At 57.5% G+C, this 23,570-nt stretch carries 21 protein-coding genes, 1 tRNA gene and 1 pseudogene; 12 read left to right on the top strand and 11 right to left on the bottom strand.

All coding sequences use genetic code 11. From position 1 onward, the window contains the following. The first annotated feature begins 23 nt into the window (after positions 1–23). The 5 genes and pseudogenes from F3I21_RS13915 to F3I21_RS13895 form a co-directional block, all read left to right on the top strand. Positions 24–1,325 carry an anaerobic C4-dicarboxylate transporter gene (locus tag F3I21_RS13915; protein ID WP_058759604.1) on the top strand — a complete coding sequence of 434 codons (1,302 nt, stop codon included), beginning with the start codon at positions 24–26 and terminating at the stop codon, positions 1,323–1,325. A gap of 86 nt (positions 1,326–1,411) precedes the next feature. Continuing rightward, on the top strand, positions 1,412–3,109 hold the full coding sequence (locus F3I21_RS13910; protein ID WP_150059173.1) for a protein-disulfide reductase DsbD: 1,698 nt from the start codon (positions 1,412–1,414) through the stop codon (positions 3,107–3,109). Positions 3,110–3,175: 66 nt separating this feature from the next. Then, positions 3,176–3,754, top strand: a complete 579-nt coding sequence (locus tag F3I21_RS13905) for a transcriptional regulator (RefSeq protein WP_021507771.1) — start codon at positions 3,176–3,178, stop codon at positions 3,752–3,754. 108 nt (positions 3,755–3,862) lie between these two features. Next, a tRNA-Phe gene (locus F3I21_RS13900) sits at positions 3,863–3,938 on the top strand. A 347-nt stretch (positions 3,939–4,285) separates the two neighbouring features. Beyond that, positions 4,286–4,540: pseudogene (locus F3I21_RS13895) on the top strand (LysR family transcriptional regulator); the annotation flags it as partial. A 94-nt stretch (positions 4,541–4,634) separates the two neighbouring features. Here F3I21_RS13895 and F3I21_RS13890 read toward each other — a convergent pair. After that, entirely contained in the window at positions 4,635–5,804 is a 1,170-nt protein-coding gene (locus F3I21_RS13890; protein WP_150059172.1) for a Gfo/Idh/MocA family protein, read from the bottom strand. A 10-nt stretch (positions 5,805–5,814) separates the two neighbouring features. Further along, complete coding sequence (locus F3I21_RS13885) at positions 5,815–6,738, bottom strand: TIM barrel protein (RefSeq protein WP_058770056.1); 924 nt, start codon at positions 6,736–6,738, stop codon at positions 5,815–5,817. Here F3I21_RS13885 and F3I21_RS23250 point away from each other — a divergent pair. Further along, a complete protein-coding gene (locus tag F3I21_RS23250; protein ID WP_021507775.1) occupies positions 6,737–6,907 on the top strand; it encodes a hypothetical protein in 171 nt (56 codons plus the stop codon). The two genes, F3I21_RS13885 and F3I21_RS23250, sit on opposite strands and share 2 nt — an antisense overlap. A 29-nt stretch (positions 6,908–6,936) precedes the next feature. On the opposite strand, the gene F3I21_RS13880 is transcribed toward F3I21_RS23250, so the two are convergent. After that, positions 6,937–7,956: a LacI family DNA-binding transcriptional regulator gene (locus F3I21_RS13880; protein ID WP_058780367.1), complete on the bottom strand. Its 1,020-nt coding sequence runs from the start codon at positions 7,954–7,956 to the stop codon at positions 6,937–6,939. Between the two features lie 320 nt (positions 7,957–8,276). On the opposite strand from F3I21_RS13880, the gene F3I21_RS13875 reads away from it, so the two are divergent. After that, positions 8,277–9,161 carry a sugar phosphate isomerase/epimerase family protein gene (locus F3I21_RS13875; protein WP_150059171.1) on the top strand — a complete coding sequence of 295 codons (885 nt, stop codon included), beginning with the start codon at positions 8,277–8,279 and terminating at the stop codon, positions 9,159–9,161. 113 nt (positions 9,162–9,274) lie between these two features. Here F3I21_RS13875 and F3I21_RS13870 read toward each other — a convergent pair whose 3' ends face one another. Further along, positions 9,275–10,285: a Gfo/Idh/MocA family oxidoreductase gene (locus tag F3I21_RS13870; protein WP_141496182.1), complete on the bottom strand. Its 1,011-nt coding sequence runs from the start codon at positions 10,283–10,285 to the stop codon at positions 9,275–9,277. A 100-nt stretch (positions 10,286–10,385) separates the two neighbouring features. Between F3I21_RS13870 and F3I21_RS13865 the strand changes: the two genes are divergently transcribed. The 3 genes from F3I21_RS13865 (at position 10,386) to F3I21_RS13855 (ending at position 12,678) form a co-directional block, all read left to right on the top strand. Further along, positions 10,386–11,405, top strand: a complete 1,020-nt coding sequence (locus tag F3I21_RS13865) for a LacI family DNA-binding transcriptional regulator (RefSeq protein ID WP_150059170.1) — start codon at positions 10,386–10,388, stop codon at positions 11,403–11,405. 101 nt (positions 11,406–11,506) lie between these two features. Further along, complete coding sequence (gene yghU, locus F3I21_RS13860) at positions 11,507–12,388, top strand: glutathione-dependent disulfide-bond oxidoreductase (protein WP_021507780.1); 882 nt, start codon at positions 11,507–11,509, stop codon at positions 12,386–12,388. After that, positions 12,388–12,678 (top strand): DUF1330 domain-containing protein, encoded by a 291-nt coding sequence (locus F3I21_RS13855; protein ID WP_021507781.1) that lies wholly within the window; start codon positions 12,388–12,390, stop codon positions 12,676–12,678. The genes yghU and F3I21_RS13855 overlap by 1 nt, the downstream gene beginning before the upstream one ends. A 75-nt stretch (positions 12,679–12,753) precedes the next feature. Here F3I21_RS13855 and F3I21_RS13850 read toward each other — a convergent pair whose 3' ends face one another. Beyond that, complete coding sequence (locus tag F3I21_RS13850; RefSeq protein WP_127833587.1) at positions 12,754–13,848, bottom strand: YncE family protein; 1,095 nt, start codon at positions 13,846–13,848, stop codon at positions 12,754–12,756. A gap of 205 nt (positions 13,849–14,053) precedes the next feature. Between F3I21_RS13850 and F3I21_RS13845 the strand changes: the two genes are divergently transcribed. Beyond that, on the top strand, positions 14,054–14,983 hold the full coding sequence (locus tag F3I21_RS13845; RefSeq protein ID WP_058774904.1) for a glycosyltransferase family 2 protein: 930 nt from the start codon (positions 14,054–14,056) through the stop codon (positions 14,981–14,983). 29 nt (positions 14,984–15,012) lie between these two features. Here F3I21_RS13845 and F3I21_RS13840 read toward each other — a convergent pair whose 3' ends face one another. The 6 genes from F3I21_RS13840 to F3I21_RS13815 form a co-directional block, all read right to left on the bottom strand. Beyond that, positions 15,013–16,260: an O-antigen ligase gene (locus F3I21_RS13840; RefSeq protein ID WP_223815699.1), complete on the bottom strand. Its 1,248-nt coding sequence runs from the start codon at positions 16,258–16,260 to the stop codon at positions 15,013–15,015. Next, on the bottom strand, positions 16,261–17,229 hold the full coding sequence (locus tag F3I21_RS13835; RefSeq protein ID WP_150059169.1) for a glycosyltransferase family 8 protein: 969 nt from the start codon (positions 17,227–17,229) through the stop codon (positions 16,261–16,263). Positions 17,230–17,438: 209 nt separating this feature from the next. Next, the gene (locus tag F3I21_RS13830) at positions 17,439–18,116 is read right to left on the bottom strand and encodes an SDR family NAD(P)-dependent oxidoreductase (RefSeq protein ID WP_150059168.1); all 678 of its coding nucleotides are present in this window, start codon (positions 18,114–18,116) and stop codon (positions 17,439–17,441) included. After that, on the bottom strand, positions 18,113–19,303 hold the full coding sequence (locus F3I21_RS13825; protein ID WP_150059167.1) for an exo-alpha-sialidase: 1,191 nt from the start codon (positions 19,301–19,303) through the stop codon (positions 18,113–18,115). The genes F3I21_RS13830 and F3I21_RS13825 overlap by 4 nt, the downstream gene beginning before the upstream one ends. A 1-nt stretch (position 19,304) precedes the next feature. Beyond that, positions 19,305–20,726 (bottom strand): sodium:solute symporter family protein, encoded by a 1,422-nt coding sequence (locus tag F3I21_RS13820; RefSeq protein WP_058759283.1) that lies wholly within the window; start codon positions 20,724–20,726, stop codon positions 19,305–19,307. A gap of 310 nt (positions 20,727–21,036) precedes the next feature. Next, positions 21,037–22,275, bottom strand: a complete 1,239-nt coding sequence (locus F3I21_RS13815) for an MFS transporter (RefSeq protein WP_031279748.1) — start codon at positions 22,273–22,275, stop codon at positions 21,037–21,039. A gap of 418 nt (positions 22,276–22,693) precedes the next feature. Between F3I21_RS13815 and F3I21_RS13810 the strand changes: the two genes are divergently transcribed. After that, a complete protein-coding gene (locus F3I21_RS13810; protein ID WP_150059166.1) occupies positions 22,694–23,293 on the top strand; it encodes a hypothetical protein in 600 nt (199 codons plus the stop codon). Positions 23,294–23,570 lie beyond the last annotated feature (277 nt).

The following is a 23,570-nucleotide window of genomic DNA, read 5'->3' as shown; positions in this document are numbered from 1 at the left end:
GCGGCACTTCAGGGAGTGAAACTATGGTAGTGGTGGAATTGCTCATCGTCCTGCTGGCGATCTGGCTGGGTGCGCGCCTCGGCGGCATCGGCATTGGCTTTGCCGGCGGTTTAGGCGTGCTGGTGCTGACGCTGGTTTGCGGCATGAAACCCGGCGCGATCCCGTTCGATGTCATCGAGATCATTATGGCGGTGATTGCGGCCATCGCCGCGATGCAGGTGGCTGGCGGCATGGATTATCTGGTCGGGCTGGCGGAACGCCTGCTGCGCCGCCATCCGCGCTATGTCACTTTCCTTGCGCCGCTGGTGACCTATGCGATGACGCTGCTGGCGGGTACCGGGCACACCGCTTTTTCAACTCTGCCGGTGATTGCGGAAGTGGCCAAAGAGCAAGGCGTACGCCCTTCGCGCCCGCTGTCGATAGCCGTAGTGGCGTCGCAAATCGCCATCACCGCCTCGCCGCTTTCGGCCGCGGTGGTATTTTTTGCCTCGATTCTTGAACCGCGCGGCGTCAGTTATCTGGCGCTGCTCGGCGTCGCGCTGCCTGCCACCATGCTGGCCATTTTCTGTGCCGCCGTGATCACCAACTTCCTCGGCAAAGAGCTCAAAGAAGATGACGTCTATCAGGCGCGCCTGGCGAAAGGTGAAGTAACGCTGCGCGGTGAGCAGGTTTATCACATCAAGCCGGGAGCCAGACGCGCGGTGCTGCTGTTCCTGATCGGTATTGCGGCGGTGGTGCTGTACGCGACGGCAATCAGCGACAGCGTGGGCCTGATCAGCAATCCGGTGCTGCCGCGTAACGAAGCCATTGTGGTGTTTATGCTGACGGTTGCCACGCTGATTTGCCTGACCTGCAAAGTGGAAACCGGTGAAATCCTCAGTGCCAGCACGTTTAAATCCGGCATGAGCGCCTGTATCTGCGTAATGGGCGTCGCCTGGCTGGGCGATACCTTTGTCAAGGCGCACCTGAGCGACATCCAGACGCTGGCCGGCGACATGCTGCAGAGCTATCCGTGGATGCTGGCGCTGGTGCTGTTCTTTGCTGCCACGCTGCTCTACTCGCAGGCGGCCACCACCAAAGCGCTGATGCCGGCCGCACTGATGCTCGGCGTGTCGCCGCTGGCGGCTGTCGCCTCCTTCGCCGCGGTGTCCGCGCTGTTCGTGCTGCCCACCTACCCGACGCTGCTGGCCGCGGTGGAGATGGACGACACCGGCTCGACCCGCATTGGTAAGTACGTGTTCAACCACTCGTTTATCATTCCCGGCGTACTGGCAATTACCTTCTCGGTGGCGTTTGGCTTCCTGTTCGGCAGCCTGATTCTGTAGCGTCGTGGTTACATCCTGAAAACCTCGTGGCGAATGAGCCGTGTTATTATCGCGGCTCATTCGCCACCGGAGCTGATTAATTCGTCATGGCTGCTCGATTTTCCCGCCTGTTAAGCCTGTGCCTGGCGCTGCTGTTTTGCCTGTCGGCGCAGGCCAGCCTGTTCTCGCCCACCACCAACAACCGCTTTGTGCCGGTCGATCAGGCCTTTGGCTTTGATTTCAGCCAGCAGGGCCATCAGCTGACGCTGAGCTGGAAAGTGAAGGACGGCTATTACCTCTATCGCCAGCAATTCCACATCAGCGCGCAACACGCGCAGCTGGCGCCGGTCACGCTGCCGCCGGGCCAGCCGCACGAAGATGAGTTTTACGGCAAGAGCGAAATCTATCCGCGGGACGTACAGCTGCCGATCACCCTGCGCCAGGCCGATGCCGGTGCAATGCTCAGCGTGACTTATCAGGGCTGCGCCGCGGCCGGTTTCTGCTATCCGCCGGAGATCCGCTCAGTGCCGCTGACGGCGATTGCTGCCGATAGCGCCCCGCCGGCAATGGCGGCATCACCGGCCGCTCACCGCACGCCGCTGCCGTTTTCGCCGCTGTGGGCGCTGCTGATTGGCATCGGCGTGGCCTTTACGCCGTGCGTGCTGCCCATGTATCCGCTGATCTCCGGCATCATTCTTGGTGGCCAGCGCCGCTACTCGCTGGGCCGGCTGTTCGCCCTCGCACTGGTTTACGTGCAGGGCATGGCGCTGACTTACACCCTGCTCGGTATGGTGGTGGCAGCGGCGGGGCTGCGTTTCCAGGCTGCGCTGCAGCATCCTTACGTGTTGATCGGCCTCTCCGTGCTGTTTGTGCTGCTGGCGCTGTCGATGTTTGGCCTGTTCACGCTGCAGCTGCCTGCCAGCCTCCAGACGCGTCTGACGCTGTGGAGTAACCGTCAGCAAGGCGGGTCGCTGGCGGGCGTGTTTATGATGGGCGCACTGGCTGGGCTAATCTGCTCACCCTGCACCACCGCGCCGCTCAGCGCCATCCTGCTGTATATCGCGCAGAGCGGTAATCTGTGGGCCGGAGCCGGCACGCTGTGGCTGTACGCCTTCGGCATGGGACTGCCGCTGATTGCTGTAACGATGTTCGGCAACCGGCTGCTGCCGAAAAGCGGTCCGTGGATGCAGAGCGTGAAAGAGGGTTTTGGCTTTGTGATTCTGGCGCTGCCGGTGTTTCTGCTGGAGCGCGTGCTGGGCGATATCTGGGGACTGCGGCTGTGGAGCATGCTCGGCGTGGCGTTTTTTGCCTGGGCGTTCAGCCTGAGTCTCAGCGCGCGCGGCACAGCGCGCGTGCTGCCGATCATCATGCTGGCGGCCGCGCTGGTGGTGGCGCGCCCGCTGCAGGACTGGGCATTTGGCAGCAGCAGTACGCAAAGCGTCGCGCACCTGCCGTTTCAGCGCATCAGCAACAGCCAGCAGCTGGATAGCGCATTACAGCAGGCGCAGGGCCGTATCACCATGGTCGATCTCTATGCCGACTGGTGCGTGGCCTGCAAAGAGTTTGAAAAATACACCTTCAGCGATGACGGCGTGCGCAGCGCCCTGAGCAACGTGCAGCTGCTGCAGGCTAACGTGACAGCCAACAACGCGCAGGATAACGCGCTGCTGCAGCATCTGCAGGTGCTTGGCCTGCCGACCATCCTGTTCTTCGATGCGCAGGGCAAAGAGATTGCCGATTCACGCGTCACCGGCTTCCTTAACGCCGCGGATTTCCGCGCCCATTTGCACAATCTGCCGCGTTAAACGAAACTGGTTGCACGACACTGCCCGGGCGTACGCGCCCGGGCCCGCATTCCGGAGGAGAGTCTTTTGCAACGCGAACAGATCCTTGAGCATGCGCTGAATGTGCTCGAACAGAGCGGCCTGGCCGCGACCACCTCGCTGCAGCAGCTGGCTGGCGAAAGCGGCCTCGCCAGCGATCAGCTGGAGCGCTACTGGCCCGATCGCGATGCCCTGCTGTATGACGCGCTGCGCTTTCACGGCCAGCAGATCGACAGCTGGCGCCGCCAGGTGCAGCTGGATGAGCGCCTCAGTGCAGCACAAAAGCTGCTGGCGCGTTACGACGTGCTGGCAGAGCACGTCAGTAAAGGCCGCTTTCCCGGCTGCCTGTTTATTGCCGCCTGCAGTTTCTATCCCCAGCCGGATCAGCCGGTGCACCAGCTCGCCGAACAGCAGAAGCGCAGTTCCTGGCAGTTCACCCATGAAATCCTCGTCGACCTGGCGCTGGACAACCCCAGCATGGTGGCCGATCAGATGGAGCTGATCCTCGAAGGTTGTCTGAGTAAGCTGCTGGTGAAGCGCAACGTGCAGGATGTCGCTACCGCGCGGCGTCTGGCTGAAGATGTGCTGAGCATCGCGCTGTGCCGGCAAAACGGTGCGCTGGCGTAGGCTTTTTGTTCACCCTGCCTGAAAAGCAGGCAATCAGTCACGATTGCTACGCTTTTTTTACGAAACCCGTTGACGGCTGTGAGCCATTAGGGTTTAATGCGCCCCGTTGCCCGGATAGCTCAGTCGGTAGAGCAGGGGATTGAAAATCCCCGTGTCCGTGGTTCGATTCCGCGTCCGGGCACCACTATTCAGAAAACCCAGCCTTATGGCTGGGTTTTTGCTTTTCTGCGCCGGCATATTGATTCGCTACATTGCCGGTCTTAGCGCTAAAAATTCGCAGCTGTATCGCTGCTATTTCTCTCTTTCCAGTCCCCCATTTGCGCGACGCGTCGCACACTTTTGCGATTGCGCCCAAACCTTTCCAGCGAATTGCGCCACCGGTCACGCCGCGTTGCGCGTGTCGATGTTAAAAAACTGTTAATCGCAGTGCCTGCCTGCTGTCGTGGCGTTTGTCCTTAACTCAGCGTCTGCTGCATCTCATCGTGCCGGACGTTTTTGATACACCGAATCGTGTCGCCAGAGGGAGTAATCGTGAACCTTCGTCGCCTTAAATATTTCATCAAAATCGTCGACGCGGGCAGCCTGACGCAGGCCGCTGAAAGTTTGCATATTGCGCAACCGGCGTTAAGCCAGCAGCTTGCCACGCTGGAAGGAGAAGTGAATCAGCAGTTACTGATCCGCACCAAACGCGGCGTAACGCCTACCGAAGCGGGGAAAATGCTTTACCATCATGCCTTCACTATTTTGCATCAGTGCGAACAGGCACAGCGCGCCATTGACCAGATCGCCGCAGCAACTGCAGAAGGCATGCGCAGCGGCTCCCAATAAAGCACGGATGCCGCCCCGCTGCCTCGCACTCAGGTTAAATTTCGTCAGCTAATTAGCACTCAACCCACACCGCACCGGCATCCGCCGATTTGACACACTGTTCCACCCAGCGTACCCCCATCAGCCCGGCGTGCACGTCCGGATACCAGAAGTCCTGCAGGAAGGCGTGATCGCCGCGGTCGGTGGCGTCCATCGCCAGCGCAAAACGGCGATAGAGATTCGACCAGGCTTCAAATAATCCTTCGGGATGGCCGCCACCAATACGGTCATCGGCCAGCGCGCTGGCGTGCAGATAACCCATGCCGCGCTCAAGAATCTGCACCGGCTCGCCCTGCACTTCATAGCGCAGCTGGTTTGGCTGTTCGTCCCACCACTCCAGACTGGCTCGGGCCCCCACCACGCGAATTTTCTGGCCGTGCATCGATCCGCAGTTCACCGCTGACGCCCACAGCGTACCGACCGCACCGTTGTCGTATTCCATCATCACGAAGGCGTTATCTTCCAGCGGCGCACGCGAGGCCACAAAGCTCTGGCGGCTGCACAGCAGACGTTTTATTTGCAACTGCGGCAACAGGGTTTCAGCGATAAACAGCGGATGGGTGGCCAGATCGCCCAGCACATAGCTCGGGCCGACAAAACGCGGATCGACGCGCCAGCGGGTGCTGGCGTTCTGTAGCTCGACCGCTTCGTGATGAAAGCCGTGAGCAAACTGCATGTTCACAATGCGGATCTCACCCAGCAGCCCGTCAGCAATCATGGTGCGCGCCTGCTGAATCAGCTGATGCCCGGCATAACCGTAGGTCATGCCGATGATCTTCTGCTGCGCTTTACACAGTTGCTGCAGTTCCTCAGCTTCAGCGGAGGTGAAACACAGCGGTTTTTCACACACCACGTGCAGCCCGGCGCTGAGCGCGGCGCGGCAGATAGCAAAGTGCGTATTGTTCGGCGTGGCGATGGAGACGGCTTCAATGCCATCAGCACGCGCGGCTTCCGCTTTAAACAGGGTTTCGTAATCGCCATAGCAGCGCTCCGCCGCCACGCCCAGCGCGCGACCAAACGCCTGTCCGCGCTCCGCATCAATATCAAACGCACCCGCCACTAAGGTGAAGTTGCCGTCGCGTAAAGCAGCGGAACGGTGGATGTAACCGATCTGGCTGGTGCCGCCGCCGCCCACCATGCCCCAGCGCAGCGCGCGATCCAGTACTTTGCTCCCGTTAATCATGCTGTTCTCCTCAGAATCCGATGGAATGCAGGTAGTGCAGGCTGGCCGTGACGTCCTGCAGACTGGTGGCGGCATTGCGCGGATCGCGCTCCTGCTCGATGGTGATCCAGCCCTGGTAGTGACGTTCAGCGAGAAACGCCCGCAGCGCCGGGTAATCAATCGCGCCCTGGCCAAGCGGGCACATCACGCCCCCGGCACAGGCAGTGAAAAAGTCGACGCCGCGCGCAATCACATCGCGCCAGACGGCCGCATTGATGTCTTTGAAATGCAGATAGTCGATGCGCGACCAGTAGCGTTGCAGCCAGGTCTGCGGATCCATGCCGGAATAAAAAAGATGGCCGGTATCGAGACACAGTCCGGCGACCTCGTGCGGGATGTCCTGTACCAGCTGTTCCAGTTCATCAGCAAACTCAATGCAGCCACCGGCATGAGGATGAATCACCGGTCGCACGCCGTAGTCATGCCAGGCGATGTGACTGAGCTGAGTGATGTGCTGCATCATGCGCTGCCAGTCTGCGGGTGCCAGGCGCGGCGCTTTCTCTGTCTGGCCAGCAAATTGCGCCCGCTGCGGGTTACCGAAATCGATAATCACCAGATAGGGCGCGGGCCGGTTATCACCGTGCGTGCGTGCCGCGCACGGCACCTGCGACAGGTTGCGGCAGATGTTGTGCGTCAGCTCAACCATCGCCGGGAAATTCGCCTCGCTGACCAAATCATCAAAAATGGTGCCGGCCACCAGCGACAGCTGATGCGCTTCCAGCTGCTGGCGCAGTTCGGCGGCATCGGTCGGCAGATAGCGCCACGGCCCGAGTTCAATGCTGCGGTAACCGGCCTGGGCCGCCTCGCGCAGCACCGTTTGCCATGGCGGCAGGAAAGGATTGTCAGGATCGTCTACGCCCCAGCTGCAGGGCGCATTGGCAATGTGTAGGGTCATGATGGTTCCTTATGATGAGGGCTGGCGTCAGTATCAAATAGATATTTCACCAACCTCAATCATGGAACTTTCATTCTTTGATAGCGATCATAAATTTAATTATCAAATTTTTGATAATTTTTTATCAAATGCTGTCGTCATGCGCGCGGGCGCGGCTGTTGCCCGGTGAGCGATAACAAAGGGTGACGGCGCTACGTCTCAAACATTTTCCCGCATGACGATCTCAAACGGCAGGGTGACCTGAGAAAAATGGTCGCTGCGCTCAGCGTGACGTTGCAGCACGGTTTGCGCCAGCTGTCGTGCCATGTCAGCGATCTGGTGGCGCAGCATCACCGTGATGGTGCCATCTATCAGCGCCAGGTCGCCATCATTGACCGGGCCGTGACAAATCAGCGCCACCTTACGCTGCGGCTGCTCACGCAGCGCCTGAACGACCCCTTCAATGCCGCCGCACGGCGCGTAGATCAGCGCCAGATCGGCATGCTGCTCCAGCAGCTGGCGGGTCGCCTGATAACCACCGGCAATCGATTCGTGGGTTTTGAGCGGTTCCAGCACGCGGCGTGCACTGTCCTGCTCGCGCAGATACGAGCGAAAACCACTCTCGCAGTTCTCCTGACAGATAAAGCGGTGATCCCCCAGCAGCACGCCCGCCGGACCCGGCTGATGCAGCAGATGGCTGGCGATCCAGCCCGCGCTGCGCCCGGCTTTCTGATTATCCAGGCCGAAATAGCCAGCATGCCCACAGGGCGAGAAGTCAGAAAACAGCGCGTAGACGCGCACGCCCTGACGCGAAACGTGCGCTATCGCGTGGCGGATCAGCGGATGATCCAGCGCCACCACGCCGATAGCCTCCACCTGCTCAGCCAGCCGGTAGAGCGAATCCACCACCGCTGCCACCTCATCAATCTCGTGCCAGACAAACAGCGGCTCGCTGCCGGCCGGATGAAATGGCTGCGTCTGCTGGCGCAGCGCATCGGTTAGCGTTTGATAAAAAGAGTACGAAGCCGACAGCAGGATAAACCCCATGCGCAGCGTCACGCCGTCGCTCTGCGTGCTGAGCGGGGCGTGGCTGCTGCGGTAGCCCAGCCGGTGCGCCGCTGCCAGTACTTTCTGTTCGGTCTGCGCCCGCACCGGCGCGCGGCGATTGAGCACCCGGTCCACGGTGGCGATCCCCACCCCGGCAGCGGCGGCAATCGCGCTCATGGTAATTTTGCTCATCGTTAAGCCCTTTAATGATAATAAACTATCAAAAATAATGCCTGATGTTATGCTTTCACGCCATATAAGCCGGTCGTTATCCCTCAATTAATGAGTAAATCCTCTCATTCTTTTGATCGCTGTCGCACAAACACCATCATTCGTTTCATTTCTCACGCAAATAGAATAATTATTTGGCAAAAGATTGCCGCAGCGGGCCGCCGGCACTGATGGAAATGCATCAGCAAAGCATTAGAGCTGGTGCCGGGCTGTTTTTATAGTTGACGCGACACCAGCCGCCGATTGCGGTGGTGGGTAACGTAACGCGCAGGAGAACAACAATGAAAATCGCTTTTGATGTGGATGTTATCCGCGATCTCGGCATCACGCGTATGGTGCATCAGGTCGCGGAGTGGGGTTATAAATACATTGAACAGTCGCCGCATCCGCAGATCAATCCGTTCTATAAACACCCAAAAGCCAGCCGGGAGATCATGCGCGAGTACAAAAATGCGCTCAACGCTACCGGACTGGAAATCTCCTCGTTTATCACCGTCTATCGCTGGTCGGGACCGGATGAGCTGCGGCGCCAGGCGGCGGTGAAAAACTGGAAGCGAATGATTGAGATTGCCGTGGAGATGGGCGTGCAGGTGATCAATACCGAACTCTCCGGTAACCCGAACGAGCCCGAAATCTGCGAAGAGATGTTCTATCGCTCAATGGACGAGCTGCTGCCGATTTTCGAGCGAGAGGGGGTACGCGTGGAAATTCAGGCGCATCCGTGGGATTTCTGCGAAGAGAGCAATGAAACGGCCGATATCGTCAAGTCGTTCCGCAGCGACAACGTCAAATACATCTACAGCGCACCGCATACGTTCTACTATGACAAGGGCAAAGGCGACGTGAAGAGCATGCTGCATTACGCTGGCGACGATCTGTCGCACATGCTGATTGCCGATACCATGAACCACACCAAACACTGTCGTTACATCGTTAACCCACCGGGCGTCGATGCCACCATCCACCAGCACGTGGCCGTTGGCGAAGGTGAGGTGAATTTCGACGCGCTGTTCGAAGCGCTACGCGAGATGGATTTCGCTAACCGCCACTATAAAGTGGGCGGCGAGTCGATTATCTCCGCCGCGCTGTTTGGCTATCCGGAGAAGATGAAGTATCAGGCGGTGGAAACCCGCGAGCTGATTGAGCGCGAGCTGCTGAATCTGTAAATCGCCCGCCCTTAGCCCCTCTCCCGCCAATGACAGATGAGCGCACTATCAGCCCCCTCTCCCGCCTGCGGGAGAGGGTTGGGGTGAGGGCAAACGCCATCGCCCATTCCCCATCAAACCGTCACCCACTCCACCTCCACAAACTCGCCGCGCGTCAGCGACAGCTGCGCCGCTTCCGCGATGGCCTGCGCGCGCAGCCCGTCAATCAGCCCCGGCAGACCGGCCACTTTCTCGCCGCCAAGATGGCGCACAAACGCATCGAGATGGCTGTAATAGGTCTCCTGTACCCGGCTGAACCAGTCCGCATACAGCCCCGGCTGGCGGATGTGCTGCCCCTGATACAGAGTCGCACCGCGCACCGCCTGGCTTTCCGACGCCAGCATGCCCAGACTGCCCATCACGCTGATGCGCTCGTCATAACCGTAAGCGGTACGACGGGCATTATCGAGCTGTGCCAGCGCGCCCTGCTGCAGGCGCATAATCAGCACTGACGTATCGACGTCAATGTCGCGGATCGCCGGCATCGCCAGCGCGGCACCGAGCGCGCCCACGGTGACCACTTCATCCTCAGTTAGCCAGCGCAGCAGATCGAAAAAGTGGATGGCCTGGTCGCGCATCTGTCCGCCGGACGCCTGCAGATAGCTCAGCGGCGGCAGTTCAGAGGCGCGGCACACCATCTGGATAAGCTCGCTGCGCCCAATCACGCCCTGCTGCAGCTGGGCTTTCAGTTGTGCATGGCTGCGATCAAAACGCCGATTAAACCCTACCGTCACCGGCACCTGCAGCGGGGAGATGCTGGCTACTACTTCCCGGGCGCGCGACAGCGACAAATCGATCGGTTTTTCACAGTACACCGCTTTGCCCGCCAGCACCGCCTGCTCCAGTAGCGGAGCGTGGGTCGGCGTCGCACTGGCAATCAGCACCGCATCAATGGCCTTACTGCTCAGCGCCTGCGGCACGCTGGCGGCCCGCGCCCCAAACTGCTCTGCCAGCGCGGCGGCGCGCGCGGCGTCGATATCGCACACCAGCGCCAGCTCAACGCCGGGATGGCGCGCCAGGTTTGCGGCATGCACCTGGCCAATAAATCCACAGCCAATCAAGGCAAAACGTTGCGCACTGCGCATGATAACGCTCCTGTTGCTCACACTTCGGCATCGTCGGTCTTGTCAAAATATCGCTTTCTGGCAGGCTGTCTGAACGCGGTTTTTGATGGAATTCACTCAGATGAAAACAATGACGCTGGCCGAACTGGCTAAGCGGGTGGGTGTGGGCGTCGCCACGGTAGATCGGGTGCTGAACGACCGGGGCGGCGTGTCGCCCGCGATGACGAAAAAGATTTTACTGGCGGCGCGCGAAGCGGGTTTGAAACGCATCCTGCCGGAGGAACACCGCCACGCGTGGCAGATAGAAGTGCTGCTGAGCGGTAACGGTTCCTTCTTTTTTCAACAGCTGGCGCAGGATTTTGCCCGGCTGGCGGATGAGCTCGGCTATCGTCGCCTGCGGCTGCACCGCACGCTGATTCCGGAGCATGCGCCCGAAAAGCTGGCGGCGCATATCGAAGCCAGCAGCACAAAGATGGACGGGCTGATTGTTTTCGCCCATGAAAATCCGCTGATTTACACGGCGCTTGAGGCCTGTAAAGCGCGTGGCGTACCGGTCATTACGCTGGTGGCCGATCTGCCTGATGCGCCGCGCCTGTGTCATGTCGGTGTTGATCAGCTGAAGGCGGGACGCACTGCCGCACTGATGCTCGGCAGCATGCTGCCCGTGGCGGGAGATGTGGTGCTGGTTAGCGGTCGCGCTGATTACGCCGCGCACCGTCTGCGCATCGAAGGATTTCAGGCGGTGCTGGCGGAGCGTTTCCCGCATCTGCGGCTGCGGGAGATCATCGCAGGCCAGGACGAGCGCGAGCGCATCAGCCGGCTGCTGGAGAAAACGCTGGCCGCATCGCAGCACATTGTCGGCTTGTACAATACCGGCATGGGCAACACGCAGATTCACGAAGCGCTGGCGCGCCACCGGCTGTGCGGCAAGGTGGTGTATGTTACGCACGAACTTTACCAAACCACCCGTGAGCTGCTGGCCAAACGCGTGCTGACGCTGACGCTCGACCAAAACACCCTGCGTCACGCACAACTGGCGCTGACGCTGCTGCTGCGACATCTGGAAGAGGGTGAGCAACCAGAGACCTATCAGCCCGGCAAAGTCGACTTTATGCTGTTTACGCAAGAGAATTTTGCCTGATTCCACTTTGTCTTTTATCGCCAGCGCGGTTAAATCGGCGTGATAGGGTGCTGCTACACTCAGTAGCAGCAAAAATCTTCTCACAACAAGGCGAACGCATTATGTCGGAAAATCAGTATCAGCCCGCGAAAGTCTGGACCTGGGACCCGGAAGCCAAAGGTAACGGGGCGAAGACTAACCGTCCAACCGCCGGGCCGACGCATGAGCAAACGCTGCCGGTCGGTAAGCATCCGCTGCAGCTCTATTCGCTGGGGACGCCAAACGGCCAGAAAGTGACCATTCTGCTGGAAGAGCTGCTGGCGCTCGGCGTGCAGGAAGCGGAGTATGACGCCTGGCTGATCCGCATCGGCGATGGCGACCAGTTCTCCAGCGGCTTCGTTGAGGTTAACCCCAACTCAAAAATTCCGGCGCTGCGCGACCACTCGATCACGCCGCCACTGCGCGTGTTTGAATCCGGCAATATCCTGCTCTATCTGGCAGATAAATTCGGCCACTTTATTCCCTCTGACGTGGCGGGCCGCACTGAAACCCTGAACTGGCTGTTCTGGCTGCAGGGATCCGCGCCCTACCTTGGCGGCGGTTTCGGCCACTTCTATCACTACGCGCCAGAAAAAATTGAATACGCCATTAACCGCTTCACGCTGGAAGCCAAACGTCAGCTTGATGTGCTGGATCGCCAGCTGGCGGACCACCGTTTCCTCGCCGGCGACGAATATACCATTGCCGATATCGCAACCTGGCCGTGGTACGGCAATCTGGTTCTGAATAACCAGTACGGCGGCGGCGAATTCCTCGATGTGCAGTCGTACAAAAATGTGGTGCGCTGGGCAAAAGAGATTGCCGACCGTCCGGCGGTGATCCGCGGACGTAAAGTAAACCGGGCATTTGGCGCCGAGCCGCAGGATCAGCTGCTGGAACGGCACGATGCGAGCGATTTTGATACCAATACTGAAGACAAGCGTCAGGCGCGAGGCGAACAATAATGGCCGCATATGTCGTTATGATTAAAGACGAAACGCTGGACAAAGACGAGCTGGCCACCTATTCGCAGAAAGCCGGCGCGGCGCGTGGCGATCACCACATCACGCCACTGGCGTTTTACGGCGATCTGGAGGTACTGGAAGGGCGCGATGCTGAAGGCGTGGTGGTGCTGCAGTTTGAAGATGCCGAGGCCGCCAAAGCCTGGTACTTCAGCCCGGCCTACCAGGAAGCCAAAGCGCATCGCCTGAAAGGCGCCAACTACCGCGTACTGCTGGTGAACGGCGTGGCGTAATGGATGACGTAACCCGTTGCTAAGCACGGGTTATCCGCGGCGCGATCCCTCGCGCCGCGATTAAATCCAGCGCGGTTAATCCAGCGTAATCCGCACCACGCTATCCGGCCCTTGCGGCGAGCGATCTTTATTAAGTCCCTGCTTCACCGTCACGTACAGCGTCTGACCATCTGGCGACACCAGCAGGCTGTTAGGGTGGGTCGGCAGCGTCCAGCTATTTTTCACTGCGTAGGTCGTCGCGTCCAGCTGCAGCACTTTGCCGCCGAGTCGCTGGCTGATGTAAATCTCGTTGCGCTTCGCATTGAATTTGATGCCAAGCGAATCGCCGACATCCAGGCGTTTGATCACCTTACCGCTGCGCTCATCGAACACCAGCGTGGTTTTGCCCTTAGAATTGTCAGTGACGTACAGGCGGCCATTGGCGGCATCTTCGGCCAGATTTAACAGCAGATACTCTTTGCCATCGCCTGGCGTCCAGCGCTGCTCAATTTTGTGACTGCGCGGATTGATCACCAGCACTTCGCCGCTGCCGTTCGCCGCGTAAATACGGTCGGTTGACGCCGAATAGAGCAACCCGGTCACCCACTTACCGGCGTTTTTGATGGTGGTTTTCAGCCGCAGCGTATTCGCATCGACCACCCAAATCATCGCCGGATTCTCAATCGCACCGATGTAGAGCAAGCCGTCATGCAGCAGGATTTCACGCGCGCCAACCGGATTGCCTTTGTCGTTTTTCAGGCCAAACAGCAGACGCTGCAGCACTTTACCGCTTCTGGCGTCCACTTTTGTCACGCCACCGTCCAGCGTGTTGGTAATGTACAGCACGCTGCCGTCCGGTGAAGCCGTCATGCCAAAGTTTTTCAGATCGGTGTGGGTTTCGCCCAGCGTCGCCAGCGTGCGGGCATCCAGGCGATACAGCACGCCACCGTTGACGGTTTTAAATGCCTGCGCGCTGGCCACATACAGCGCAGCCGGATCGCCCGGCACATAGGCCATTTCATACAGGCCGTCGCCCAGTTCACGCTGCTGTACCTTCTCCGCTGCCGCTGGCTTAGCCGCGGCGGCAGGCGCTACTGATTTTTTAGCCGGCGCCTGACAGGCGCTCAGGCTCATGGCTGCCAGCAGCGCCAGAACCAGCGCGGTGGCGCGCGGGCGTAATGATGAAGTCATTGCTGTCTCCGGTAAGGACCGATGGGTTACCTGCGCGAGCAGGAAGTATAAAAAGGAATGAGAATCATACGCATTATTGTATCAGTCGTAAATGTGCCTGATCGGCGACAGCAGGCGCAGGGCTGCGCTGCGTCAATGCCCTCCCCTCAAATTGCCACTTGTAGTATGCTTGACGGCATTCCTGCCTCAGATGTTGACTTAAAAAATGATGGTTCCTGACTATTTAATCAGTGTGTTGCTAACGGCCCATAACAGTGAAAAATTTTTGCCTGACACGCTGGCGAGTTTAGAAAAGGCCTGTCATGGTGTTGAGCAGTATATTGAATTTATTCTTATCAATGACGCATCCGTCGACAACACAGCAGCGTTACTCGATGATTTTTCCCGGCGGCATCCGCAGGCGAAAGTATTTAATATTGATTACCGCAACATTGGCCGGGTGCGTAATTTTGGCGTTCAGCAGTGCAGCGGTGAATATATTACGATGCTGGATGGCGACGATCAGTTGCTGGCCGACGCCCTCGCCGATATTGTCCGCTACCTGAAAAGCCATCGTCCGGACGCACTGTTCACGGCGCTTAATGAGGTATATGAATCCCGGCCTGAGCACATCACGTGGCAGGGCCTGCAGGCGGAAACACTGTCACGGCATCAGGCCATTGAAAAATTCCTGATCCATCGCGATTTGCAGGCACACTTTATCGGTCAGTTTATTAAGCGCACCATGCTGCTGGCACATCCCTTCCCGGATTATACCTGCTACGAGGACGCCTGGCTTTTCCCGGAAATCCTGGTCAGCAGTGATGCAATCGCTTATAGCCGCCAGAGCCCTTATCTCTATTTTAAACGCGGCAACAGCTTATCCAGCCAGCTGGATAAACACAAAATTTCACTCTTAGTGAGCGCAACGCAGCATATGGATGAGGTGTTGCAGGAGCGCTATCGCAATCTGCTATCCTGCCACTGGATTAATATTGCACATAAACATCGGCAAGCCCTGGATAATCCTGACGACAGAAAGCAGGTTATTGAGGCGATCACTAAAATCAGGCCGCTGTCTTTTCTTTTCGATAGTAAAATCAGAACCAGCTTTAAAAAGAAATATCTGGCTCTGAAGTTAAACAAACCGCTGTAACTACCGGGCGCTATGGCAGCGCCGGTTTATCAGGACGATGCTTTCTCAGGCGGATGAATCATGGCATAGCTGATGATAATCGCCATCACCAGGATTAGCACCGAACCACTCTGAATTAACACCGTGTCGGTCAGCCCAAAGATGATAATTGACAGCGGCAGCAGCGTTAATCCGGCGACGCCGCGGCGTGCGGCTACTATCAGTAGCACCAGGTAAAAAATCAGCAGGGAAAGTGCGCCAGCGATCCCCTGCAGCGAAAGCGTTTCAAGGAGATCATCGTGCAGGTGATACATGACGTTTTTATACGCTTCGGGATTGTGGCGCTCATGCTGCGTGATGTATTCCCGCGCTTTTGCCGTGCGCTGATCCGGACTTTGCCCCAGCAGCGACCACGAAACGCTGTGCCAGCCGCCTTTCCAGATAGAGAAACGGGCACCAATCGAGGTGTTGTTGTTGGTTTGATAAGTATCGACTTCATTGTGGATGCTGTCTAAGCGCTGCCAGACGCTGCCCGGCATAAATAAAGCGCCCACGATAATAAACAGCGCTAACACCACCAGCGAAATTTTACCCGCCCAGCGATGGGTAAAATAAAACCAGGCCAGATAAATCAGTGGCAGGGTTAATACGCCGGCGCGTGACTCGGTCAGAATCATCAGCATCATATTCACGACAAAAACCGCACTGAATAAGATCATTTGTCCGCCGCGATGGGTGATGACCTGGTGGCCGGTATACAAAGTACAGAGCGCCAGCGCGGTAATCAGATAAGAGACGGTACCGGCGGAGTCGGTCAGCAATCTGATGCGGGTCAGCGTTTTTGCGTGTTCACTGATAGCGAAACCTAACGTCACCAGCAGCCCGACAAACAAGATGGCGCTGCAGGTTATCAGGAGTGGACGGCTAAGATAGTGGCGCCAGGCGACGATAAAATAGCTGAGAAAAGCCGCGATAATAAACAGCTTACCGCCCTGGAAGTAGTTATTCACCACATCACTGAATTCAGCGTGGGAAAACATCTTTGCCCAGATGAGCCTGACCAGCCCAATGAACAGCAGCGGAAGCGCTACCGTTATGGCCGTTTTATCTGTTAGCCACTGTTTTTTCACCGCCAGAATTACTAAATACAGAGCCACCAGATAACTGGAAAAATAGAATATTTTGCGCGGTAAGGCTTCAACCACCAGTGACGACGCCAGCGCGATACTCAGCAGCATAAAACAGAGCTGGTAAATATTTTTTCCCGTCATCAGCTGGCGAAAAGCGTGAGCTTGCACTTAACAATACCTCATCTTGATATGTTTCAGGCGCCACAGCATGGCCTGCCACCATCTTTTTTGACGAAAAAGCGACTTATACATTCTTTTTGCCTGCTGCGCATTGGCTGGCTGGTCAAACGCCATGGTGGACAGCGGTGAATCCTGATAAATATCGCGATAATGGTGAACCACAAACTGTTGATTCCATACCTGCCAGGGCTTATCCGCACCGGCATAATGAATCAGGCAGGTTTCCGCCGGCACGTCGAGCGTATAACCACGATCGTCATGGGCCAGCATGGTCAGGGTATTGAAGCGAGGAGAAATAAAGGTCACTTTATCTTCCAGTAAAATATTCAACGCATCCTGGTCGAGATACTGGAAGTTTCGCCCGTGTTCGGACAGTAAAGTAAACGCGCGTTCGCTAATATTGTCAGCGCGCCATTGCGCTACATCAATCAGCATCATGCCGGCGTTAAAATAGCGCTCGCCGCGCAAGCCGGCATTCTTCGCCAGCACCGGCTGCAGCGAGGCAATTTCACCGACCACCAGCGCAACCGCCTCGGGGCCGGTCGGGATCTGCCACAGTTCATTGAGCGGATTAATGCACACCATATCGGCATCAAGATAGAGCAGTTTTTCCGCCTGCGGCAAAATCAGCGGTGCCAGAAAGCGATAGTAGGTCGCACGGGTAAAAAGTTCGGTGACCGGCAGCGTGGCAAATAGTTGATCCGGCAGATGATGCAGCGTCACGCCGTGGCGCGATCCCTGAAACAGCCTGGCGAGTCGGGGGTTATCGGCCGGTGTCAGTTCTGACGAGATCAGATGGAAATGATACACGCGGTCTCCGGCGTGTTTCATGATCGACAGAATCGTGATTAGCGCATGCGCTTTAAACTTTCCGTCAACGCCAAAAACAATATGTTGATCGCTCTGTACCGGAAAAAGTGGTTCGGCGTTTATTTCCTGAAGAACATCATGATTCATTGCGCGCTTCTCTGCTGCGGAGCGCTACACTCCGTAACCACTTAATATGTAGACAATAAAATTGGGTTTACCAAAACGGTGAAAAGATTACCATTTTGGTAAACCCAAAGAAAGCGTAGCACGATAAGCCAGGAGTTTTCGCAGACGAGACATAATCAGCCTCTCCCAGCCTGTTTTTTACGATGGGAGAAGCACGCTGGAGAATAAAACTACAGCGACGCGCCGCCGCAAATTACCAGCTCCTGTCCGGTAATGGCAGCGGCAGCCGGCGACAGCACAAAACCAGCCAGCGCGGCCACCTCTTCGGGATGGATATAGCGTCCGATAGGCGGCAGTTTCGGCGGCGAGCTGGCGCGGTCCGGCTGCAGCAGCATCGGCGTGGCGGTGGCACCGGGAGCGATCACATTGACCGTAATGCCCTGCGGAGCCAGTTCGGCGGCCCAGCTGCGCGCCATGCCAACCATCGCCGCCTTGGTGCTGACATACTGGCTGCGATTCGCCGCGCCGCGTGATGTACGGCTGCCGAGCAGCAGGATACGATCGCCGTGGCCCATCTGCGGCAGCAAGGTGTTGGCCATGATTTGCGCCACCTGCACGTGCAGATACCACAGCCGCGCCCCCTGCTCTTCCTCCAGCTCACCCAGCGGCGCGGCCAGCATCATGCCTGCCGCGTGCACCAGTGCATCCACTTTCGCCAGCCCGGCCAAAGCCCGTTTCAGCTGACCGGCGTCAAACAGGTCGACGCTGACGGAGGTAAACGCCGAATGATCTTTCTCCACCGGCGTACGGCTAAAACCGGTGACCTGCCAGCCCTGCGTCAGCAGCTCATCGGCAATGGCCGCACCAATGCCGGAACTGACACCGGTCACCAGCGCGTGGCGGCTCATGCTTTGTCCCTCACCCAGCTCTCCTCCACGCGCACGTACTTGATGGCCTGGCGAAAATAGGTGTAGGCAATGTGCAGTGCGCCGTCCGCGCTCTGCTTAATGCTGGGATAGGAGAACTCGCGGTTCAGTTTCTGCTGTGAATTGTTGGTCATGCAGTAGCCATCCCCCTCATCCAGATTACGCTGCCACGGCCAGCTCACCCCGCCATCGGCAGAAATAGCCAGCGTCATCGGTGCGCGCGGAGCCCCCCAGAAGGCGGTGCGTGCGCCCTGAACCACCGGCTGCGCCGCCACGTCCACCGCAGCGTCATCTTCGTCTTCGATTTCGTCGTACAGTGACAGGCGACGCTCGCTGGCATCACGTGCGCTCATGGCATTAAACACCAGCGCCAGATGGCCGTTGTGCAGCGTAGTCACCTGAATCGATGAGTTATTATTTGGCAGATCGGTTGCCTGCGGCGTGCTCCAGCTTTCACCGCCGTCGTCCGAACGGCTCTGGTAGATATAATCAGCCCAGCGGCTGCGATACAGCGCCAGCAGGCTGCCATCCTGCAGCAGCGTAATGTTCATGTGCACGCAGCCGAGGCTGTCCGGCACCGCCACATCGCGCCAGCTCTGGCCTTTGTCACTGGAGATTTTTACCGCACTGATGTCATCGTTGCCCACCCATTTCACTCCCGGCTGGGTGCGACAATAGAACACCGGCAGCAGCCAGTTACCGTTCGGCAGCACCACCAGCGGCTGGCGGATAAACGTGCCCGGCTGATCGAGCAGCGTATCGATGGCACTCCAGCTGTGACCCAAATCGTGTGACTGGCGATAGCGCACAATCGCCGTGTCCTGATTACCGGACTTCTGCGCGGTCCACAGCAGCCACAGCACGCCCTCGGGATCGAGGAACAGCACCGGATTCTGTTCCGATCGCGCCGGATCGTCGGATAACTGCAAGGGATCGCTCCACTGCGCGCTGCCCTGCGCCAGCCGTGAGCACCACACTGAAATATCCGCGATGCCTTCCTGCGTGCCGCCAAACCATACGCACAGCAGATCACCGTTCGGTAACGGCAGCAGATTAGCGGCGTGGTTCTGCGGACAAACCGAAGGCAGCATCGCCGTGAGCTGCTGCGCGTCCTGCGCGTGCGGATGAAGCTTACCGTTACGTTCGACGGTAATGGTTGAGTCGGTCATGTCAGGCTCCACTGTTTTGCATTGATGAATCAGGTGCATTTTTGCGCTGCGGCTGGCGTGACGGGATCAGGCGGTCAATCAGCATGATCACCGCCGGTGTGACCAGCGCGACGTACATATTGTTGATGCCGAACGGATCGCCCAGCAGATACCACAGCGAGGTCATGACGCAGGCACCAATCAGGCCGGCGTTCGCGCCGCGCGTACTTTTATAAAACGGCAGGTAGAAAGCGATGATCGCCACCACCGAAATTGACAGACGGATGGCGCGGGTAAAGAACGACAGCTTCAGCACTTCCGGTACGAACAGCACGAAGATCAGCGGCAGGAAACCGATCAGCAGTGACAGCCAGCGCGTCATGCGAAATTCGCGTTCCGGCGTCGGATTACGGTACGGCACATAAAAGTCCTTTACCACCAGCGAAGCGATGGCCAGCGCCACGGTGCTGACGCTGACAAAAATCGATGCCACCAGCGAGGTGGTGACAATCCCTGCCAGCCACGGGCTCATGTCCTGCAGGAACACCGGCAGCGCGTACAGGCTGTTAATCTCCGGATGCAGATACTTTGCCGCCACGCCAATCAGCGCAATGGCGATGGCAATCGGCATACAGAAGAAGAAGGCGACCCAGGTGGCGCGCTTCGCAGACGCCGCACTTTTGGTCGAGGCAATGGCCTGAATCACAAACTGGGTGCAGAAGATCGACCCGATGGTGCCAATCATCCAGGCAAAAATGGTGCTGGCGCCCACGTTACCGTCCCAGGTCCAGTAAAAGTGCGGCATCTCTTTGATCATCGGGCTGACGCCGCCGGTCATGTGCAGCGCCACGCCGAGAATGACCAGAATACCGATATATTTCAGGCCGCTGTGCAGCAGCGTCACCCAGGCGATGCCTTTCATGCCGCCGAACATAAAATAGAAGGTACTGACCAGCGCGGTGATCACCGCCGCCGTGGTGAGATCAAGGTTCAGTACCGTAGAGATCGCCGCCGCACCGCTGACATAGTTACCGACGTTCACCAGCAGCAGCGCGTAGATCATGATGATGGAAATAATATTTTTGGTGGAGTTGCCATAGCGCTCGGCAATCGCGCCGGAAATGGTAATTTTGCCGGTGTTGTAGATGCGTTTGACCAGCAGAATACCAAACAGCGGAAAGCCGATGGCGGCACCGATCACCGACCAGGACGCGGCAAAGCCATCCTCAAAAGCCGCCTGCGCCGTACCGATGGTTGACTTGGCGCCAATGTATTCAGACATCAGCATCACGCCGACCACAAACGCTGGCATCACGTTTGAACCCGCCATAAAGTCGCCGCTGTTTTTACTGCGCAACCGCCAGGTCAGCCAGGTAGTGAACAGGATGTAGGCAATGACAATCCCGACAATAATCACCATCCCTTCTGCAGAGAACTGTTTCATATTCGCCTCATTGATAACGTAGGGTCTTGGTGCGTGCCGGGCTTCACACGCACCGTTAATGAGGCGGCCATGATTATTGTTGTTGCGTCGCTGCGCTGGCTACCCCGCACCGTGCAAAATGATTTACTTCACTCAAAAATGAATAAATTTACGCACAGGCAGGGCAATTTATAGATTAACTGGCGCTTAATTAGTTTGATCATGCTCACAAACAGTCAAATGTGATTAATAATAATCAAACCTGGCTGTGTGAGATAGCGAGGCAGACTGCGTACCTGGTCACGGCCACCGCGCCGGGCAGCCGCGAACGTCAGGCGAGACTGTCGTTTTCCAGTTTCTGCCGTTTGCGCAGATGAGGGAACAGCGCCATCCACAGCGCCACGACCACCAGGGTGCCGACACCGCCAATCGCCGCTGCGGGCACCGCACCGAACCAAGCGGCCAACAGGCCGGATTCGAACTCCCCCAGCTGGTTAGAGGTATTAATGAAGATGGCGTTGACCGCATTGACGCGCCCGCGCATCTCATCCGGCGTGTCCAGCTGTACCAGCGCGCCGCGAATCACCATGCTCACCATATCGAAGCCGCCGAGTGCCGCCAGCGCCAGCAGCGAGAGCCACAGCTGCGTCGACAGCGCAAATACCAGCGTAGCCAGACCAAAACCGGCGACCGAGCCAAACATGATCATGCCCACGTGCTTTTCCAGCTTGTGACGGCTGAGCCACACCCCAACCAGCAGCGCCCCGACCGACGGGGCACCGCGCAGCATGCCCAGCCCCCACGGACCGGTATGCAGAATATCCTGGGCGAAGATCGGCAGCAGCGCCGTGGCGCCGCCCAGCAGCACGGCAAACAGATCGAGCGAGATCACCCCAAGCACATCTTTGCGCTCGCGGATGAAGCGGACACCGGCAAACATGGTGCTGAGGCTGGCCGGAATACGTGCCTGCGGCGGTCGTTCGTAGCGCAATCGGCTGACCAGCACAATCGACAACAGATAGAACAGCGCCGAAACACCGTACACCACCTCCGGCCCGGCCACATACAGTAAGCCGCCCAGCGTCGGACCGACAATCACCGCCGCCTGACCGCCCACCGAGCTGGCCGCCATGGCGCGCGCGAGAATGGGCGGCGGTACCAACGCTGGCAGCATTGAGGTGATTGCCGGCCACTCCAGCGCTTTGGCCAGCGAAATCAGGAATACCAGTCCCCAGATTTCAATCCGGCCCGCCCAGTGCAGCAGCGTCAGCGCCACCAGCCCGAGCAGCGCCAGCCACTCAATCAGCTGCCCCAGCAGCACGATGCGGCGACGGTCATACTGATCCGCAAGGTGGCCCGCCGGCAGCGCCAGCAATACTGAAGGTAAAAATTGCATCAGACCGATCATGCCCAGCGCCATAGCACTGTGGGTAAGCGCATAGATTTGCCAGCTGACGGCCACGGAGAACATCTGAAAACCAAACGATGAACAGGTACGCGCCAGCCAGAAGGCGACGAACGACCTGTGTCGCAGCAGCGAATCTTCCGCTGCGGTGACCGGTGAACCCATAGTTTTATCCCATCCTGAAGCAGAACCGGCCGGCGTCATGGCACCTGCCTGGTGAAAAGCCACCATCGGCTTTCCTTATGTTTTTCACGTCATAGAGTGCGATAACTGACCGGGGCAGGCAATGGCTGGATGTGCGCTGTAAAAACAGGTGCTTATCCGGATTGACAGTTAAACATGGCGTTCTGAATATTAGCAGACTGATTGTTTTACTTTGAAAATAGCCGAATCATTCCAGATAATTCAGTAAAGCGTTAATTAATGCCTGGCCAATCCTTTTTATCTCTTTATCAGAAACAGCTAAAAAAGGTGATCTTTGCCGGCGAATCGATCTATATTGCCCCCTGTGATAATCACAGCAGTCTTCCCGTCCTTATAATAATTAAGACGCTATCGTTCATTAATTTATTCATAGAGATAAATGGAAAACAATTCATACCATCCTTATGTCACTGAGCGTGTCTGTCGCTTCGACGGCACACCTGTCGGCGCATGTTATTCAGCGTCCTTAATGCATTGCGTGCCGGAGCGTGATGCATTACTTCATGAAGGCGAGATAATTACCCAACATTATCAGTCAGCGGATGCTGCGGGATTAATAATTATTCCACTGGCGGGAAATAGTGTGATGTCCTTTTTGCATGACGTTGATAATTATTCCAGCCTGCAACATGAGAATGTAAGGCTGGCGATCAACTATGCCACTTTACGTCAGGCAGGATCCGCCTTACGCGCTGTGGCGTCTCGTTTTTCCTTCTGGCTTTACGATCTCGCGCCGCCGGGAACCGAGTGGAAAAATATTACCGATTTTCCCTTCAGCGGTATTGTTCTGAGCGATGACTTCTTCCGCGAAAATTATCTCAAGTTCAGCTTTCCTTTTCTGCTCGCTTCGCTGCGGGAAACACAAGCAGAGGTAATATTACGTACGCCTCAGCTTCAATTACCGGCCGAAGATTACCTGCATTTACAGCTAAGCGGCTGGCAAACGCAGCGGAGCTGTCATCCGCTCTTCCCGGGGTAAACGTTTACACAAAATTCTGCGCGTCGGCGTTATCACCCGATTACGCCGGACAGGATGGCGCAATATCCTCATAAAATGTCGTGTCACTGCCTGATAAAAAGAGCAAAGCGCTAAAAAAATCAAACCTGTTAACGTTTTTAAGATAAAATTTAACGCAAAGGGATCATCCTGCTTAACGGAAAAGCACTGACAGAACACCTTAAGTCACTTCGTACTCTATGTCGGGATACAGCCTAATCGGTTGTTTCCTTTGATTTTATGGCAAAGAAAGAGGTCA

Source organism: Pantoea sp. B_9, assembly GCF_008632015.1.
Lineage (GTDB): Bacteria > Pseudomonadota > Gammaproteobacteria > Enterobacterales > Enterobacteriaceae > Pantoea > Pantoea dispersa.
The sequence above is the reverse complement of the archived record's forward strand: the minus strand, read 5'-3'. Positions and strand labels throughout refer to the sequence as shown.

Excerpts from the sequence above, each read along its gene's own strand:
- F3I21_RS13915 (WP_058759604.1), top strand. The coding sequence starts at position 24 with ATGGTAGTGGTGGAATTGCTCATCGTCCTGCTGGCGATCTGGCTGGGT.
- F3I21_RS13910 (WP_150059173.1), top strand. The coding sequence starts at position 1,412 with ATGGCTGCTCGATTTTCCCGCCTGTTAAGCCTGTGCCTGGCGCTGCTG.
- F3I21_RS13890 (WP_150059172.1), bottom strand. The coding sequence starts at position 5,804 with ATGATTAACGGGAGCAAAGTACTGGATCGCGCGCTGCGCTGGGGCATG.
- F3I21_RS23250 (WP_021507775.1), top strand. The coding sequence starts at position 6,737 with ATGATGGTTCCTTATGATGAGGGCTGGCGTCAGTATCAAATAGATATT.
- F3I21_RS13885 (WP_058770056.1), bottom strand. The coding sequence starts at position 6,738 with ATGACCCTACACATTGCCAATGCGCCCTGCAGCTGGGGCGTAGACGAT.
- F3I21_RS13880 (WP_058780367.1), bottom strand. The coding sequence starts at position 7,956 with ATGAGCAAAATTACCATGAGCGCGATTGCCGCCGCTGCCGGGGTGGGG.
- F3I21_RS13875 (WP_150059171.1), top strand. The coding sequence starts at position 8,277 with ATGAAAATCGCTTTTGATGTGGATGTTATCCGCGATCTCGGCATCACG.
- F3I21_RS13870 (WP_141496182.1), bottom strand. The coding sequence starts at position 10,285 with ATGCGCAGTGCGCAACGTTTTGCCTTGATTGGCTGTGGATTTATTGGC.
- F3I21_RS13865 (WP_150059170.1), top strand. The coding sequence starts at position 10,386 with ATGAAAACAATGACGCTGGCCGAACTGGCTAAGCGGGTGGGTGTGGGC.
- yghU (WP_021507780.1), top strand. The coding sequence starts at position 11,507 with ATGTCGGAAAATCAGTATCAGCCCGCGAAAGTCTGGACCTGGGACCCG.
- F3I21_RS13855 (WP_021507781.1), top strand. The coding sequence starts at position 12,388 with ATGGCCGCATATGTCGTTATGATTAAAGACGAAACGCTGGACAAAGAC.
- F3I21_RS13850 (WP_127833587.1), bottom strand. The coding sequence starts at position 13,848 with ATGACTTCATCATTACGCCCGCGCGCCACCGCGCTGGTTCTGGCGCTG.
- F3I21_RS13845 (WP_058774904.1), top strand. The coding sequence starts at position 14,054 with ATGATGGTTCCTGACTATTTAATCAGTGTGTTGCTAACGGCCCATAAC.
- F3I21_RS13835 (WP_150059169.1), bottom strand. The coding sequence starts at position 17,229 with ATGAATCATGATGTTCTTCAGGAAATAAACGCCGAACCACTTTTTCCG.
- F3I21_RS13830 (WP_150059168.1), bottom strand. The coding sequence starts at position 18,116 with ATGAGCCGCCACGCGCTGGTGACCGGTGTCAGTTCCGGCATTGGTGCG.
- F3I21_RS13825 (WP_150059167.1), bottom strand. The coding sequence starts at position 19,303 with ATGACCGACTCAACCATTACCGTCGAACGTAACGGTAAGCTTCATCCG.
- F3I21_RS13820 (WP_058759283.1), bottom strand. The coding sequence starts at position 20,726 with ATGAAACAGTTCTCTGCAGAAGGGATGGTGATTATTGTCGGGATTGTC.
- F3I21_RS13815 (WP_031279748.1), bottom strand. The coding sequence starts at position 22,275 with ATGGGTTCACCGGTCACCGCAGCGGAAGATTCGCTGCTGCGACACAGG.
- F3I21_RS13810 (WP_150059166.1), top strand. The coding sequence starts at position 22,694 with ATGGAAAACAATTCATACCATCCTTATGTCACTGAGCGTGTCTGTCGC.